The sequence below is a fragment of the Arthrobacter sp. MDT2-34-1 genome, assembly GCF_059091365.1.
Map to the genome: position 1 here is coordinate 79,264 of NZ_JBNHGO010000002.1, position 14,230 is coordinate 93,493.

9 protein-coding genes are annotated in these 14,230 nt (G+C 66.2%); 2 read left to right on the forward strand and 7 right to left on the reverse strand.

Annotated elements, in window-relative coordinates; genetic code table 11:
- Positions 1–121: 121 nt before the first annotated feature.
- The gene (locus AC5RVV_RS10790; RefSeq protein ID WP_494001394.1) at positions 122–1,084 is read left to right on the forward strand and encodes a sulfite exporter TauE/SafE family protein; all 963 of its coding nucleotides are present in this window, start codon (positions 122–124) and stop codon (positions 1,082–1,084) included.
- Positions 1,081–2,400: an adenylyl-sulfate kinase gene (cysC, locus tag AC5RVV_RS10795; protein ID WP_494001395.1), complete on the forward strand. Its 1,320-nt coding sequence runs from the start codon at positions 1,081–1,083 to the stop codon at positions 2,398–2,400. Before AC5RVV_RS10790 ends, cysC begins: the two co-directional genes overlap by 4 nt.
- A gap of 102 nt (positions 2,401–2,502) precedes the next feature.
- Here cysC and cysN read toward each other — a convergent pair whose 3' ends face one another.
- From cysN to AC5RVV_RS10830, 7 genes are all read right to left on the reverse strand, one after another.
- Positions 2,503–3,753 carry a sulfate adenylyltransferase subunit CysN gene (gene cysN, locus AC5RVV_RS10800; RefSeq protein WP_494001396.1) on the reverse strand — a complete coding sequence of 417 codons (1,251 nt, stop codon included), beginning with the start codon at positions 3,751–3,753 and terminating at the stop codon, positions 2,503–2,505.
- Positions 3,753–4,673 carry a sulfate adenylyltransferase subunit CysD gene (cysD, locus tag AC5RVV_RS10805; protein ID WP_494001397.1) on the reverse strand — a complete coding sequence of 307 codons (921 nt, stop codon included), beginning with the start codon at positions 4,671–4,673 and terminating at the stop codon, positions 3,753–3,755. The genes cysN and cysD overlap by 1 nt, the downstream gene beginning before the upstream one ends.
- Positions 4,674–4,716: 43 nt before the next feature.
- On the reverse strand, positions 4,717–5,526 hold the full coding sequence (locus AC5RVV_RS10810) for a 3'(2'),5'-bisphosphate nucleotidase CysQ (protein WP_494001398.1): 810 nt from the start codon (positions 5,524–5,526) through the stop codon (positions 4,717–4,719).
- 73 nt (positions 5,527–5,599) lie between these two features.
- Positions 5,600–7,162, reverse strand: coding sequence for a sugar transferase (locus tag AC5RVV_RS10815; RefSeq protein ID WP_494001399.1), 1,563 nt, complete (start codon positions 7,160–7,162; stop codon positions 5,600–5,602).
- A 124-nt stretch (positions 7,163–7,286) separates the two neighbouring features.
- Positions 7,287–8,072 (reverse strand): PglD-related sugar-binding protein, encoded by a 786-nt coding sequence (locus tag AC5RVV_RS10820; RefSeq protein ID WP_494001400.1) that lies wholly within the window; start codon positions 8,070–8,072, stop codon positions 7,287–7,289.
- 364 nt (positions 8,073–8,436) lie between these two features.
- Entirely contained in the window at positions 8,437–11,064 is a 2,628-nt protein-coding gene (locus tag AC5RVV_RS10825) for a LuxR C-terminal-related transcriptional regulator (RefSeq protein WP_494001401.1), read from the reverse strand.
- The gene (locus AC5RVV_RS10830) at positions 11,061–13,778 is read right to left on the reverse strand and encodes an AAA family ATPase (protein ID WP_494001402.1); all 2,718 of its coding nucleotides are present in this window, start codon (positions 13,776–13,778) and stop codon (positions 11,061–11,063) included. Before AC5RVV_RS10830 ends, AC5RVV_RS10825 begins: the two co-directional genes overlap by 4 nt.
- Positions 13,779–14,230: the final 452 nt, after the last annotated feature.

The following is a 14,230-nucleotide window of genomic DNA, read 5'->3' on the forward strand; positions in this document are numbered from 1 at the left end:
ATGGGAAGCACCCGCATTCCAGAAAGAATTCTCCTGCGCGCGGGGCTGGGTCACTTATTCCAGTAGCAGCACGGAAAAATACTCTATTTCCCCGGCGGCAGGGCTGCCAGAATATCGTTTCATGGACATGACTATCGGCTTGGCCGCGTTCGGCATTGGCATCGTTGTCGGGCTGACCGGCATGGGCGGCGGCGCTTTGATGACACCGATGCTGGTGCTCTTCTTCAACGTCCCGCCGCTGACGGCCGTCTCCAGTGACCTCCTGGCCAGCGCAGTCATGAAACCGGTCGGATCGGCGGTCCACCTGCGGAGGAAGACCGTGAACCTGCAACTGGTTAAGTGGTTGGCTATCGGGGCCGTGCCATCAGCTTTTTGCGGGGTCCTGGTACTCAAGGCGCTCGGCGACGACGCCGGGGTCCAAGACGGAATCAAATTCGCCTTGGGCTGTGCCCTGATGCTCACCGCCGTGCTGTTGGTCGTCCGTGCCTACATCCGGCTGGCCGAACGAGCCAAGTCACGCAACGGGCAGGGCGCGAAGCTGCTGCTGGATCGACCGGAAGTAGCCGCCCGGATCCTGCCGACGGTGCTGCTCGGCGTCGTCGGCGGCATGATCGTCGGCCTGACATCCGTCGGGTCAGGTTCGATCATCATCATCGGTCTCATGATGATCTATCCGGGACTCAAGGCTTCCCAGTTGGTTGGCACGGATTTGGTGCAAGCCGTGCCGCTTGTCGTGGCCGCTGCCGTCGGTCATATGCTGTTCGGTTCGCTGGACCTGGGAATTGCCCTGCCACTGATTCTGGGCAGTATTCCGGGCGTCTGGGTCGGAGCCCAGATGTCGTCCCGGCTCAGCGGTGGTTTCGTCAGGCGGGCACTGGCCTTCGTCCTCCTGGCCTCCTCGCTGAAAATGCTGGGTGTCGACAACACCACGACGGGGATAATCCTGGTCGCGGTCTTGCTGGTGGCACCGCTGGTCTGGATGTACATTCGCCGGCGCCGGGGCTTCCCCGCCCTGGCCTGGACGGAGAAGCACGAACGGGTCCGCGCAGCGGCTGGCCAACCGGCGTCGGAGGTGGCGCCATGAGTGACTGGTCCGCTTCCTTGCACGAGCCGGTGTTCGCGCTGTCCGGCGCCAGGCTTGACGAGCTGGAGCTGCTCACGGGCGGCCTGTACGCGCCAGCGGACGGCTACTGCCGGCCGGGCAATAAACCGGACGGCTGGCCACACGAGTTCACGCTGCCCGTGCCGCCCGATGTCGCACGGCAAGGCGCCGCCCAAGGTGCCCTCCTCCTGTCTGACCCGGAAGGCACGCCGCTTGCCCGGCTCGCGGTTGCTGAACTCGGCGACCACGGAGAGCCAGAGAACCGGGAGGCAGCGGCAGGCACGGGCGGCAACGGTGCCGTTTATGTGAGCGGCACCCTGGAGCCGTTACAACCGGCAGAGCACCCGCCGGCGCGGAGACTTCGCCTGACCGCTCCCCTGTCGGAGGCGGACGGCCCGTGCCTTGTCGCAGCCTTCGCCGTACCGCCGGAGCCGGCACAGATCGCCGAGGCGGTGGCCGCCGCCTCCGAAGCCGGTTGCCGCCTGTTGCTGACCGCCGTCGTGAGCAGTTCCGCCTCCGCCACGCGGGACCTCGGGAGGCTGCTGGACGCCCTGGACCGCTGCGCCCATCGGGTTTCCGGCGCCTTGGTGCGTCTGCTGGTCATACCGGATGCCCAGGACCATTCCCTGCTGCGAAGCCATGCGCTGGAGCGGCTTGGCGCCGCGGCTGTCCTGGATTTCACGGCGGCTGATGCGTCCGGCGCCTCCCCTTCGCCACCCGCCGCCCCCGCCGCCGGAGCGCGGCCGGAGGGCCTGGTCGTGCTGTTTACGGGGCTTTCCGGCTCCGGCAAGTCGACCTTGGCCCGCCGGTTCACGGAACGCTTGCAGGGTTTGGATGACCGCGAGTCCATCCTGCTGGACGGCGACGAAATGCGCCGCATGCTGTCGGCGGGGCTGGGCTTCTCGCCGGCCGATCGTGAGCTGAACGTCCGTCGAATCGGTTGGGTGGCGGCACAGATTTCACGGGCCGGGGGCATAGCGGTCTGCGCACCGATTGCACCCTTCGAAGCCACACGCCGGGAGGTTGCGGCAATGGCCCGGGAGGCGGGCGGTTACGTTCTGGTGCACGTCTCGACCCCCTTGGAGGTCTGCGAGGCCCGCGATCGGAAGGGCCTGTACGCGAAGGCTAGGGCGGGCCTCATTCCAGACTTCACCGGCATCGGTTCGCCCTACGAAACGCCGCAGGACGCCGATTGCGTGGTCGACACTTCCCGGGTGGACATCGAGGAGGCTGTCGCGGAGCTCCTCAGCCTGGTGAGAGCGGCGCAGAAGCCGCTTACTGCCGCGGCCAACCGCTAGGCGAGCCAGGGGAACCGGCTGTCCCTCACGTTCCAACCACCCTGCATAACAGCCCTGCCCGTGGCGTGGATCCACGGGCAGGGCTGTTACGCAGAGGCAGTATCAGGCCGTGGCGACGATCATTCCGGCCCCCACCGTCGCATTTGTAGCCTCGTCTATCAAAATGAAACCGCCGGTCTGCCTGTTCCTCCTGTACTCGTCGGCGAGCAACGGCGACGTGGTGCGCATCCTGATCCGGCCGATCTCGTTGAGGCTGAGCGAGTCCGGGTCGGGCCGGCGATGCAGGCTGTTGATGTCCAGCCCGTACTGCAGGTCCTTAACCAAGGCCCGCGCGCTGCGCGTGGTGTGTTTGACCGCAAGCTTCTGCCCCCGCTGCAGCGGCTTGTCGCTCATCCAGCACACCATCGCGTCGATATCCTGGGCCACCATCGGCTTGTTGTTCGGCCTGCAGATCATGTCACCGCGGGAGATGTCCAGGTCGTCTTCGAGCCGCACGGTGACCGACATCGGAGCGAAGGCCTCGTCTACCGGTCCGTCCGGGGTATCGATGGCGGAGATCCGCGAAGGCAGGCCGCTGGGCAGGACGATCACCTCGTCGCCGACCTTCATGACGCCCCCGGAGACTTGGCCGGCATAGCCGCGATAGTCGTGGTTGCGGTTCTGGTGCGGCCGGATCACGTACTGCACGGGAAAGCGCACGTCCACGAGGTTGCGGTCGCTCGCAATGTGTACGTTCTCAAGATGGTGCAGCAGCGACGGCCCCTCGTACCACGGCATGTTCTGGGACCGCGAGACCACGTTGTCGCCCTGCAGCGCGGACACCGGGATGATCGAAAGGTCGGTGATTTCCAGTTTGCTGGCAAATCCGCTGAACTCCTCGCGGATCTGGTCAAACACGTCCTGCGACCAGTCGACCAGGTCCATCTTGTTGACCGCCAGCACCAGGTGCGGCACCTGCAGCAGCGACACGAGGAAGGCGTGGCGCCGGCTTTGTTCCACCAAGCCCTTCCGGGCGTCCACGAGGACGATCGCGACGTCCGCCGTGGAGGCGCCGGTAACCATGTTGCGGGTGTACTGCAGATGGCCCGGGGTGTCGGCGATGATGAACTTGCGCTTTGGCGTCGCGAAATACCGGTAGGCGACGTCAATGGTTATCCCTTGTTCCCGTTCGGCGCGCAGCCCATCGGTCAGCAGCGCCAGGTCTGTGTACTCGTCGCCTCGTTCCCGGCTGGTGCGTTCGATGGCTTCCATCTGGTCGCTGAAGATCGATTTTGAGTCGTAGAGCAGGCGTCCGATCAGCGTGCTCTTGCCGTCGTCGACCGAACCTGCGGTGGCGAAACGCAACAGATCCATCAGAAATACCCCTCTTTCTTGCGGTCTTCCATGGCCGCTTCGCTTACTTGGTCGTCCCCACGGGTGGCGCCGCGCTCCGTGACGCGGGTCGCCGCCACCTCGGCGATCACGTCCGCGGCCGTCGTCGCCGTGGAACGGACGGCGGCGGTGAGGGTGGCGTCGCCGACGGTGCGGTACCGCACCGTTTCCCTGAAGGTGCGCTCGTTGCCTCGCGGCTGACAGAAGCGGTGCACCCCGAAGAGCATGCCGTTGCGTTCGAAGACTTCCCGCTCGTGGGCGTAGTAGATCGACGGAACGGTGATCTGCTCGTGCGCGATGTAGCTCCAAATATCGAGTTCGGTCCAGTTCGATATGGGGAACACGCGGATGCTCTCGCCCAGGTGGATGCGGGGGTTGTACAGGCCCCACAATTCCGGACGCTGGTTCTTGGGATCCCACTGGCCGAACTCGTCACGGAAGGAAAAAACCCGTTCCTTGGCCCGGGCCTTTTCCTCGTCGCGGCGCGCCCCGCCCATGAGGGCGTTGAAGCCGTATTTTTCGGCAGTCTCCAGCAGCACCGCCGTCTGGATGCGGTTGCGGGACCCGTTGGGTTCCTCCTGCACCAGCCCGCGGTCGATGGCATCCTGCACCGAGCCGACCACCAGGTTCACCCCGAGTTCTTTGACCAAGGAGTCGCGGAACTGCAAGACCTCGTCGAAATTGTGGCCGGTATCGACGTGTACCACCGGAAACGGTATGGGCGCAGGTGCGAAGGCCCTCGCCGCGAGATGCAGCATGACGATCGAGTCCTTGCCGCCGGAGAACATGAGCCCCGGTTTCTCCAGTTCGGCGGCGACTTCACGGATGATGTAGATCGCCTCCGACTCAAGGAGCTTGAGGTGGCTCACGTGATAGCGCGGCCCACTGGTTGTTTCATTCATCTCTTTCTTCCCCCTTTGTTTGTGCCAGCCAGCACGTAACGGCCTATTCCCGGGGCAACCGGCTGAGCCGCTGCAACAGGTCGCCTGCCAGTTCCTGCCGGCAGACCAGCAAATCGGGCAAGTACGCACTCGGTTGGTTGTAGACCAGTGGCGAACCGTCCAGCCTGCTGGCATGCAGGCCACGGCTGCGGGCCACGGCGACCGGAGCCGCTGAATCCCATTCGTACTGACCGCCGCTGTGCAGGTAGGCATCTACCTCGCCGCGGATCACGGCGGCGATCTTGTAGCCGGCAGAGCCCATCGGCAGGACTGCCGCGCCCGTTTCCTCGGCCAGCGCGCCAATGACGGCGGGAGGCCTGGTCCGCGATACCGCGATCCGCAACCGGCGGCCCGGCGGGAAGCGGGACGGTTGCAACCGGACCGCGGGGTCGGATGTATCCAGGGTCGTGGAAAGTCCCGGCAGCGCGACGGCCCCAGCCCGCAGGCTGCCCCTGCACCACAGCGCCACGTGGACCGCCCAATCCCGGCGCCCTTCGGAGAATTCGCGGGTGCCATCCAGCGGGTCGATAATCCAGACCCGTTCGGCCCTTGGGCGCGCCGGGTCATCCTCGCCCTCTTCCGATAGCACCAGGTCCTCCGGCCGAGACCGCCGCAGCGCTGCGACCAGCAGTTCATGCGAGCGCGCATCACCTTCTGTTTTCAGCCGGTCGGCTGTCCATCCACCGACCGCGGCGTCCCACTGCAACTGCCGCAGCATGGCCCCGGCCCTGCCGGCGAGCTCCGGCGCCAGCGCGGTGTCCGGGACGTGCCGTCCCAAGTCCAGGCGGTTGACCGCCTGTATATCCGCCCCCATCAATTTCCCCTTTCCCTGCTCAATCCCCTTGTTCCTGCCGGTAGCGGGCGCTCGTCGCGTGAACGGCGGGCCCTCAATAAGCGCCGGTTGGATTCACCATGACCTTCAACGTGCGCCACATGATCATGAGGTCCCCGGTCAGCGACCAGTTCTCCACGTAGTAGAGGTCGAGCCTGACGCTTTCGTCCCAACTCAGGTCGGACCGCCCGTTGATTTGCCACAGTCCGGTCAGCCCCGGCTTGATGTACAACCGGCGGCCCACGTGCCCCTCGTAGCCGGCCACTTCCGAGGGCAGCGGCGGCCGGGGCCCGACCAGGGACATTTCACCCCGCAGGACATTGAGGAACTGCGGGAGTTCGTCCAGCGAGTACTTGCGCATCCAGGCGCCCACCTTGGTGACACGAGGGTCGGCTCGCAGCTTGAACAGCGGCCCGCTGCCTTCGTTCATAGCCTTGAGGGCCTCAAGTTCGGCCTCAGCGTTGGCGGTCATGGACCGGAACTTGAACATCTCAAACGTCTGTCCGTTGCGGCACACCCGGCGTTGCTTGAAAATGACCTTGCCGGGCGAGTCCCAGCGGATCAGGCCGGCGAAGACGGCGAAGGCCGGCAGCAGGGCAAGCAGGGCGGCAGCGGAGACGACGACGTCGACGAACCGCTTGAGCAAGTACCGGTAACCGGAGAACTGCGGCCTTTCGACATGCATCAGCGGCAAGCCCTCCACCGGACGCATCTGGATCCTGGGACCTGCAACGTTGGTCAGCGATAGCGCGACCACCAGCTCGGTGGCGCTCTCCTCCAGCCGCCAGCCGAGTTCCCGGAGGTAGCCGCTGCGCTGCCCCACCTGTCCCGCAACGATGACGGCGTCTGCGCCAAGGATGTCCACGGCCCGCTCAACGTCGTCCAGCCCGGCCACCACGGGGACCTGCCGTGCGGCGAGGGCGTCGCTGTCGGCCGGGACGCCATCCAGCGCTGCCCCCACCACTTGGTACACGGCGCCGGATTTCTTGGCGATCTGGTCTATCACGTAAACGACGTCTTCATAGGCACCGAGGACGACGACCTTCGAGAGGTAGTGTCCGTTCTCCCGCTGCTTCGTCAGCCACCGCCGCCAGCCCCAGCGTCCCGCCAGCAGCGCGACGATGCCGACCGGCACTCCCGCCACGAATGGAGGTGCCAACTCCTCCGCCTGCAGGGCCAAGAGGACGACGGCGAGCATCCCGTAGGCACCGGAGCTTGCCCTGATCACCTTCTTGTACTCGGCGGCCCCGACACCGATCACCCGCAGGTCCCGGGTCCTCCCGACCGCGAGGGCGCAGGCCATGACAGCGCCGGTGACCAGCGCAAGGGCCGCACCGGCCCCGGTTACCCGATCACCAACGAGCAGCAGTGCCACAGCTACCGAGAGCACGAGGATGGCAGTGTCCGTAGCGAGCAATTTGGCCTGGTAGCGGCGGGCCCACGGCTTGGACGTGCGGCCGCGCGCTCCCGGACGTGGAACAGCGGGTTTCAGGAGCGTCGGTATGGAAAGTTTCGGCGCAGCCGGCGTCTCGAACCCGAACGTTTCCGCGGCGACACCCACCAGCGGGGCGACCGTGCGTTGCAGGTAGCTGTCCGTGGACACCTGGGCATCATGCATGGCTAGCGCTTCCCTTCAAGAACCGGAAAGTCCGGCGTAGTGATCGTCGACCTGTGCGAAAAGACCCGGCGGCTGGCATTCGCTGCGCCGGCGGCCTCGGAGACATGCGAGGTCTTCGCCGCCTTCATGGCGTCTTAAGCAGGGCTGCCGCGGCAGCCAGTCGCTCGAAAGCCGAGCGGCCGACGCTTCCCGGCGCGCTCCGGCTGGACGTTAACTCCTGCGATCCCCCGCCAACAGAAAGTTGATTGGGTGCCTGTTGGTCTGCAGAGCCGGCTACGGGCCGTGCCGGCACGCCTGCCCAGCATTCTTCCGGCGGCACGTGTCCCAGGACGGCCGAGCCCATGCCCACCGTCGCGTCCCGGCCGATGCCAACACCGGAGGCGACGCTGCAACACATCTGTAGCCAAGCTCCACGCCCCACCTGCACGTGGTCGGCAAGGGCCGCCCCTGCGCCCACGGTGGCAAATGCGGATACTGCCACATCGTGCGACAGTGACACCCGCGGCATGATGACGACGTGTTCCCCCAGGGTTACTCCCGCGGCCAGGACACTTTCCGCCAGGACAAGGCTGCCGGCACCGACCCGGACACTTGCCGAAAGCGGTGCGCGGAGGCCGACGAATGTCGCGTAGCGTTCCGGCCCGGCTCCGTACTCTGCCAAGCGGTCCACCAACTGCCGGCGGATGGCCGGGGATTCGTGGCACACCAAGAGCCTGCAATCCGGGTACCGGTAAACCGCCTCGACGGGCCCAAGGACTTGCACACCATCTACGTAACGTCCATGGACATCCGGGTCCTCATCGAGCACGCCGACTACGTCCCACCCACCTGCAGCGCGCATCGCTGCCAAAACTTCCCTGGCCAGTCCCCCTGCCCCCAGCAGCAGCACACGAGTTACAGAATCCCCCATTGCACATCTCCCCCCAGAAATGCACTTCCCGCTATTGTCCGGCAGCGGATGCCGCAGCCGTCCTTTATACCTGTACGGGTTACTTGCCCCCAGCGATCCGTAGACTCCCTGCGTCCTTGCAGGACCGGTGTTTTCCGTACCCTCAGAAGCCTACGGGGGCGCGCCGGAGTGCGTGCGCGTACCGGCTACTGGACTGTCCGGCGCGCTACTCAGGTTTCTGCTTCCAATTTTTCGGCGCAGGGGGCACCAGCGGGGTGCGAAGAGGAGGGCTTTGCCGGTTCCGGGACGCCTGATACCCGGACATGGAACGACCACTACCGGCGGCATACTCGCCTCTGGCAGTGGTCGTCCCCCCGGGCCGCTCCTACAGGTGTTCGCGCCCCAGCTGCTCCCGGCGGTTGATGCCCAGCTTCTCGAACATGCGGTAGATGTGGCCTTCGACGGTCCGGACCGACAACGAGAGCGCGTCCGCGATCTCCGCATTGCGCTTGCCCGCGATGACCAACGCCGCGATGTCGCGTTCCCGGCGTGTCAGCGACATCGAGGACGGGATCTCCCGGGCGACGGGTGCCGCCTCCTGCCACTGCCCGAGCAGTGCGCTAATGCGTCTTTGCGCAGTCCTGTTGCGTTCCGCCTTGGCAATCCGGAGCGCCTCAAACAAGGTGTGGAGCCCAAGGGAAACCAGCCCTGATGAGTGCACTTCCTCGGCCGTGTGCACTAATTGCTCGATTCCGCCTATATCGGCAGCCTCGCAGTATTGGGCTGCCAACGCGGCCTCCCTTCCCTCAATGGACGCGGCCAACGAACGGACCTGGCCGATCCTGCCCATGTCCCCCAGCTGAATGGCCAGAAACCTCAAGGCGAGTTCGAGGGAGCTCCACCCCCGACTCCCCGCGGTGTCTGCCAGGGATTGCAGTTCGGACAGCGCCTTGGTGCCGGGAAACTGGAGAAGCCGGGCGGCAGCAGCCAAACCGTCGCTGAAAAGGCCGGATGGAGTAGCGTTTCCGGTCCCGGCCATTGCGTAATCGGACAGGTACTGCCCGGCCGGCTCATCCTGCCCGTTCAACATCGCCACATACGCACCGACAGCGAGCGCCACCGGGCGCAGGCCCAACGGGTCGTGGTGCTCCAGTTCCCCGGCTGCTCCGGCCAGCATACGGTGAGCCTCGGCATAATCGCCCCGGCGCCCGAGGATGATCCCGGCCGCCACATCGACTGCTCCGCCGTAATGGACCAGCTCGTTCGGCCTTGCGGCCCGGAATCCATCCACTGCTTCCGCGGCGTCGCCCCAGCGCCCCGCCGTCAGCAGCGCCGCGATATGGCGGGCAACGACAAACGTCCGGCTTGCTACCTGCGGCTCGTGCACTTCCAGCGCCTGCAGGGCCTTGGCCGTTTCCGCTGCCGCGTGATCCGCTCGCCCGGTGACCGTATAGACCTGTGCCAACAGCGCGCGCGCCAGCACCAGGCAATCCAGGTCCTGGGCAGATGATGCCTCCGCGACGAGCACCGTCAGGGGCCCGCTCGCCGCCGCGTGTCCGCCGTCGGCAACAAGATGGCGCAATTCAAGCAGCCGGAGGCTCCGGTCCAAAGCCTGGTCCATACCGGGCTTTGACTCGGAATACGTCGGCAAGCCCTTTGCTTCGGCGGCCCAGTCCTTCAGGCTGCGGTGCGTCCAAATATCGGCGGGATACGGCCGTTGTACTGCCAGCAGTGCTGCGTCCCGGGCCTGTTCCGCATTACCGGCCGCCGCGACCAACCCCTCGAAGAGGGGCCCGGACGTGGGATCGGAAGGGCAAACTGCCCTGGCCCGCTGCAGCTGTGCCGCCCAACGGACCCCACCTGTCGTAACGGCGCCGGCTGACCGTACGGCGAGCCTTGTTTCTCCCGCGTTGTTGGCCGCCGCGGCGGCCTTCACCAGCTCATCATCCGGCAGTTGCACGCCGCTATCGAGCGCCCATTTTGCACGCCGGAACAGCATCTCGCCCGATCCGCTGACCGGCAGGACTTCCTCCAATTTCCGGTACAACCTCAGCCTTCGGAACACCGGCACCAGAGTCGGCAGGGCCTGTGCGTGAACCGGGTTCCGCAACCAGATACGCGGTTCGGGCGGCGGCGAAATCTCGATGAGTCCGTTTTCCATCAGCCGGTCGATGGCCTGCACGTTCCCGCATTCGAACATCACCGTCAGGGGGACTGCCCCGAGCAAAGCCACGAAATCCAATACTTCGCGCTCGTCGGCGCTTAGTTCGCTGAGCTCCCGCTCGATCAGCTCGGAGAGGCGGGCGTCCGCCTCCGGCAGCGCATCGCGCATGAGCCATACGCCGCGGGTCTGGACCAAGCGCCCGGCCTGCCGGGCCTGCTCCAGCAGGCTTAGCAGGAAGAGCGGGTTGCCGCCGCTTGCCCGGGCAAGCGCGGCACTGGCACTGGCCGCCGTTTCCCCACCGAGTACCTGGTTGCACAGTTGGTGTACCTGCCTGTCGGTCAACGGGTCCAGCGACCGGCGGTGCAGCAGCCCCTCGACCGCCTCACCCAGGATCGTGGGCGGTTCGGCCAGGCTGGGTCGACTGAGCAGCAGCGCCTTGACCTGCATCGAGGCGACCAGTTGGCCAAGAATTTCCGCGCTTCCCGCGTCCAGGTCGTGGGCATCGTCGACCACCAGCAGGGCCGGCTGCAGGCCGGTTGCGTCTGCCTGCAGCCGCTCCGTCAGCGTGCGCATGGTGGAAAAATGCGAGCCCAGTTGCTGTGCGGTCAGATTCGTGAGTAGCGGGGCCAAGGCGCCGTACGGGACCGAGGAGAAGGTGCGGCTCGCATGTACTCGAAACGGCCGCACATCGTCCGACAGTTCCTGCAGCACGGCGGCCGCCAAGGCGCTTTTGCCCAGCCCGGATTCAGCGACGATCCATGCCCCGTTGCCATTGCGGATGTTCTCGGTGGCAGCCATGACATCGGCGTCCCGCCCCACCAGCCTGCGTCCTTGACCTGTATCAGTCATGACGCCGACCCCGCCGCTCCCAGCAGTTCGCGCAAATCGGCGCGGCCCGAGACATGGAGCCGGGCGAACATCTTGCCCAAGTGCCAATCAACGGTCCGTGGCGACAGATGCAGCCTCCGGCCCAGCGCTGCACTGCTGCTGCCTTGCGCGGCCAGTTGCGCCAAGGTCAGTTCGAAGGGACTCAGAGACTCCAGCATGGCAACGATGGTGCTGGAGTCCCGGAGCATGCGGTAGCCCGCGTTTTCCAAGGCGCGCGCCTTACGGGCCGCCGCGCGGTCGCCTCCTGTGACCGCAGCGCTCTGGGCGGCACGGGCGGCGTCGTAGCTGAACAGGACGTCGCCCAGCGCCGCTGCACTTTCGGCTGCTTCAAGCAGAATCACGGGGTCTTGGGACATCAGACCCTGGCTGTACTCATGGCAGAGCCGTGCGGTTTCGCCGTCGCAGGCGGCAGCCGATGCCTGCAGCTGGCGGGCATAGGACCTGCCGCCCACCCGCGCTGCGGCAGCATGAAAAATCATGGCCGCACCGGAATTCCCGGCGGCCAGTTCTTCGGCGCCCGTCTGATCCAGCGCCGCTGCTGCGTCGTCATCCCGCCGCAGCCGCTGGGACGCAAGGATGCTGAAGTATTCCGTGGCCCGGGCCGTCACCCGGCGGGGACGTCCCGGTGAAGAAGCGGCTGCGGCCAGGTGGCGGCGGGCATTCTTCTCGTCCGACAGCAGGGAGTAGGAGTAGGCGGCCGCCGCGTTGGCAAGGCCGACGCCGCCGCTGTTGCCGGCCACTCTCAGCTGGCTGATGGCCGGTAGCAAGGCAGCAAGGGCCTTTTCCGCCCGACCGGCGCGTGCGTGGACCAGTCCCAAGGCCAGCTCGCTCCCGTCGCTGCACAGGAATGTCCCCGCCTGCGCCGCGAAGGTTTCGCAATAGCCAAGGCATGAATCAAGCCGCCCTGCCACGATGAGGGACGTGAAAATCCGGGTTTCCACGAAGTCACGCAACACCTTGGGCAGGCGCCGATCCGCCAGCTCCGCGAGCAGCATGTTTCCCAGGTTATGCGCTTCCGTTTGCCGGCCCATGACCGCCCATGCTTCGCAGAGAAGGGCTCCGGCGCGGAGCCTGGTCTGCGGCGGTTTGTCCCAGTCGTCGCGCAGCAGCTTGACCAGCTTGGAGACTTGCCCGTACCGGCCGTCGAAAGCGGCCTGGTCTGCTTCGATCAGCAGGGTTTCATCGATCGTGGTTTCCAGTATGTCCTTCGCACGGGCTGCATCACCGAGAACGTGCCCTTCATTGGTCTCCGTCACCGCTTGCAGTTCTGCGGCGAGCCTTGCGCGCAGGTTTCTCAGCTCCTCCAAGCAGGGGTCGATGGTTCCGCCCGTGGCCCGCGAAACGGCGAGACGCTCGCCGGCCAGCGCGACCAGGGCAGCCATGGGGTCCTTGCCGTCCTCCGGGAGGTGGGCCGCCAGCAGGTCTGCGGCCTGGCTCGGCTTTCCCAGCAACAGCAGTGCCCGGGCTTCTTCCCGGAGGCCGGCCGCGCAGCGGTGTTGCCGGCCCAGCGCCCGGACCAACTGCAGCGCGCGTCCCGGCTCCAGCTGGTCGTTGGCGGCAGCAGCAGCCCGCAGGGTCTCTTCCGGGTTCAGCGCGGCGCCCCCCTCCAACGCCCAGATGCCGAGATCCGGCAGGTAGCGCTCCGGCACTTCCGCGGGGTGCAGCACGTGCGCGACCTCATCCCACAGTGCACGCGTCCGGCCGGGCGTGAGCATGCTCTTGACGACTCCGCCCAGGAAGTGACCGCCCACCCGCACCAGCGGGTCGGCGCCCAGGTCGACCGTGATGGTACCGCGGGCCTCCAAGTGTTCCAGAGTCAGCGGGTCGGCCAACCGCTGCAGAGCCGAGAGCGTGACGCCGCCCGCCAGCGCCAGTTGCTCGACGAGGCGCCGATGCCCGGGAGGCAGTTGCAGCAACCGCGGCCGCATCACCTCTGCAATGTCTCCCGTGAAGACGAGCGGCTGCGCCAACACCCACGTCCCGCCCTGCTCAACCAAAGTCCGTGCTGCCACCTGGTCTCGGGCCAGAACCCGCAGGTAGCGCGGATTTCCACCGGTGTTCAGCCACAGCGACCGTGCAGCGACGGAAGATATGTTGCCCCCGAGAATTTCGGTCAGCAGCGCCTCACTGTCTGCCGGATCCAGCGGAGCAACGTCGAACCGGCGGAGGTCTCCCTCGATCCACAGCTGCATAAAGGCGCGGTCGCCGGCCGCAACGTCCTGGCTGGCCACAAAAAGTGTAACGACTCCGGCGCGCGCCAATTGGGCCAAGGCAGCGGAGGTGAACGCGTCGAGATTCTCGGCGTTGTCCACGAACAGGACGATCCGTTTGCCCTTGGCACGGTTCAGCAGCGTAGCAGCGATTCCCTCGAGAACGAGCGCCGGGTGCTCCAGTCCGTCGTCGCCCACTCCCCCGAGCAGGATTCCCAACGGGGCGTAGCTGGTGCGGGACGAGGCCTGGCTTCCCCGAACAAATTCGACGTGTGTTTCCGGGCCGAACCACTTCAGCACCTGCTGGGCGATGGTGGATTTCCCCATGCCGGCGGCACCAATCACCAGCACCCCCTGCTGGCCTTGTTGCAGTGCCGCGAAGATGTCCTCTGCCAGACGGCGGCGGCCGGGTGAAATAGAGTCGGCAAGCGGACCATTAAACGGCCCATTAAAAACAGCAGTCATCAGCGTCTCCCCCCAAAGTCGCTCAGACGCGGCCGTGCATTGGCATCGGCCACGCGTTCGCACCGGCCACGGGCTGCGTTCCCCCAAGGTCCGCAAGGCCCGGTCCCCAACCGGTGAGGTCCACAGTCTAAAGCCGATTCCGCGCCGCGTCTATGGAGGGGGTGTCTCCAAGTGCGCAACATGCAGGTAGCAATCGTGCGCCCCGGCCAAGTAATGCCCGTACCCATCACCGCAAAGCCGAGTGTTCTCCTGTTCTGCTCCGGGAAAGCATTCTGGATCCTCGCGCGCATTCTCCGGCAAGCCCGTAGCGGAAACGGCCCAGGCCGGGGCAGCTTCGGGATCCCGGTAAGCACCACTCGTGTATCGGCCGCCACCTGTCAATAGGCTCGCTTTATCACCGCAGAGGTCGGTGATCCGGGGTGCCTTGGGGCGCATCCCGGTAGGGGGAGGAC

Bases quoted from the DNA above. Each gene is read 5' to 3' on its own strand.
- AC5RVV_RS10790 (WP_494001394.1), top strand. From the start codon at position 122: ATGGACATGACTATCGGCTTGGCCGCGTTCGGCATTGGCATCGTTGTC.
- cysC (WP_494001395.1), top strand. From the start codon at position 1,081: ATGAGTGACTGGTCCGCTTCCTTGCACGAGCCGGTGTTCGCGCTGTCC.
- cysN (WP_494001396.1), bottom strand. From the start codon at position 3,753: ATGGATCTGTTGCGTTTCGCCACCGCAGGTTCGGTCGACGACGGCAAG.
- cysD (WP_494001397.1), bottom strand. From the start codon at position 4,673: ATGAATGAAACAACCAGTGGGCCGCGCTATCACGTGAGCCACCTCAAG.
- AC5RVV_RS10810 (WP_494001398.1), bottom strand. From the start codon at position 5,526: ATGGGGGCGGATATACAGGCGGTCAACCGCCTGGACTTGGGACGGCAC.
- AC5RVV_RS10815 (WP_494001399.1), bottom strand. From the start codon at position 7,162: ATGCATGATGCCCAGGTGTCCACGGACAGCTACCTGCAACGCACGGTC.
- AC5RVV_RS10820 (WP_494001400.1), bottom strand. From the start codon at position 8,072: ATGGGGGATTCTGTAACTCGTGTGCTGCTGCTGGGGGCAGGGGGACTG.
- AC5RVV_RS10825 (WP_494001401.1), bottom strand. From the start codon at position 11,064: ATGACTGATACAGGTCAAGGACGCAGGCTGGTGGGGCGGGACGCCGAT.
- AC5RVV_RS10830 (WP_494001402.1), bottom strand. From the start codon at position 13,778: ATGACTGCTGTTTTTAATGGGCCGTTTAATGGTCCGCTTGCCGACTCT.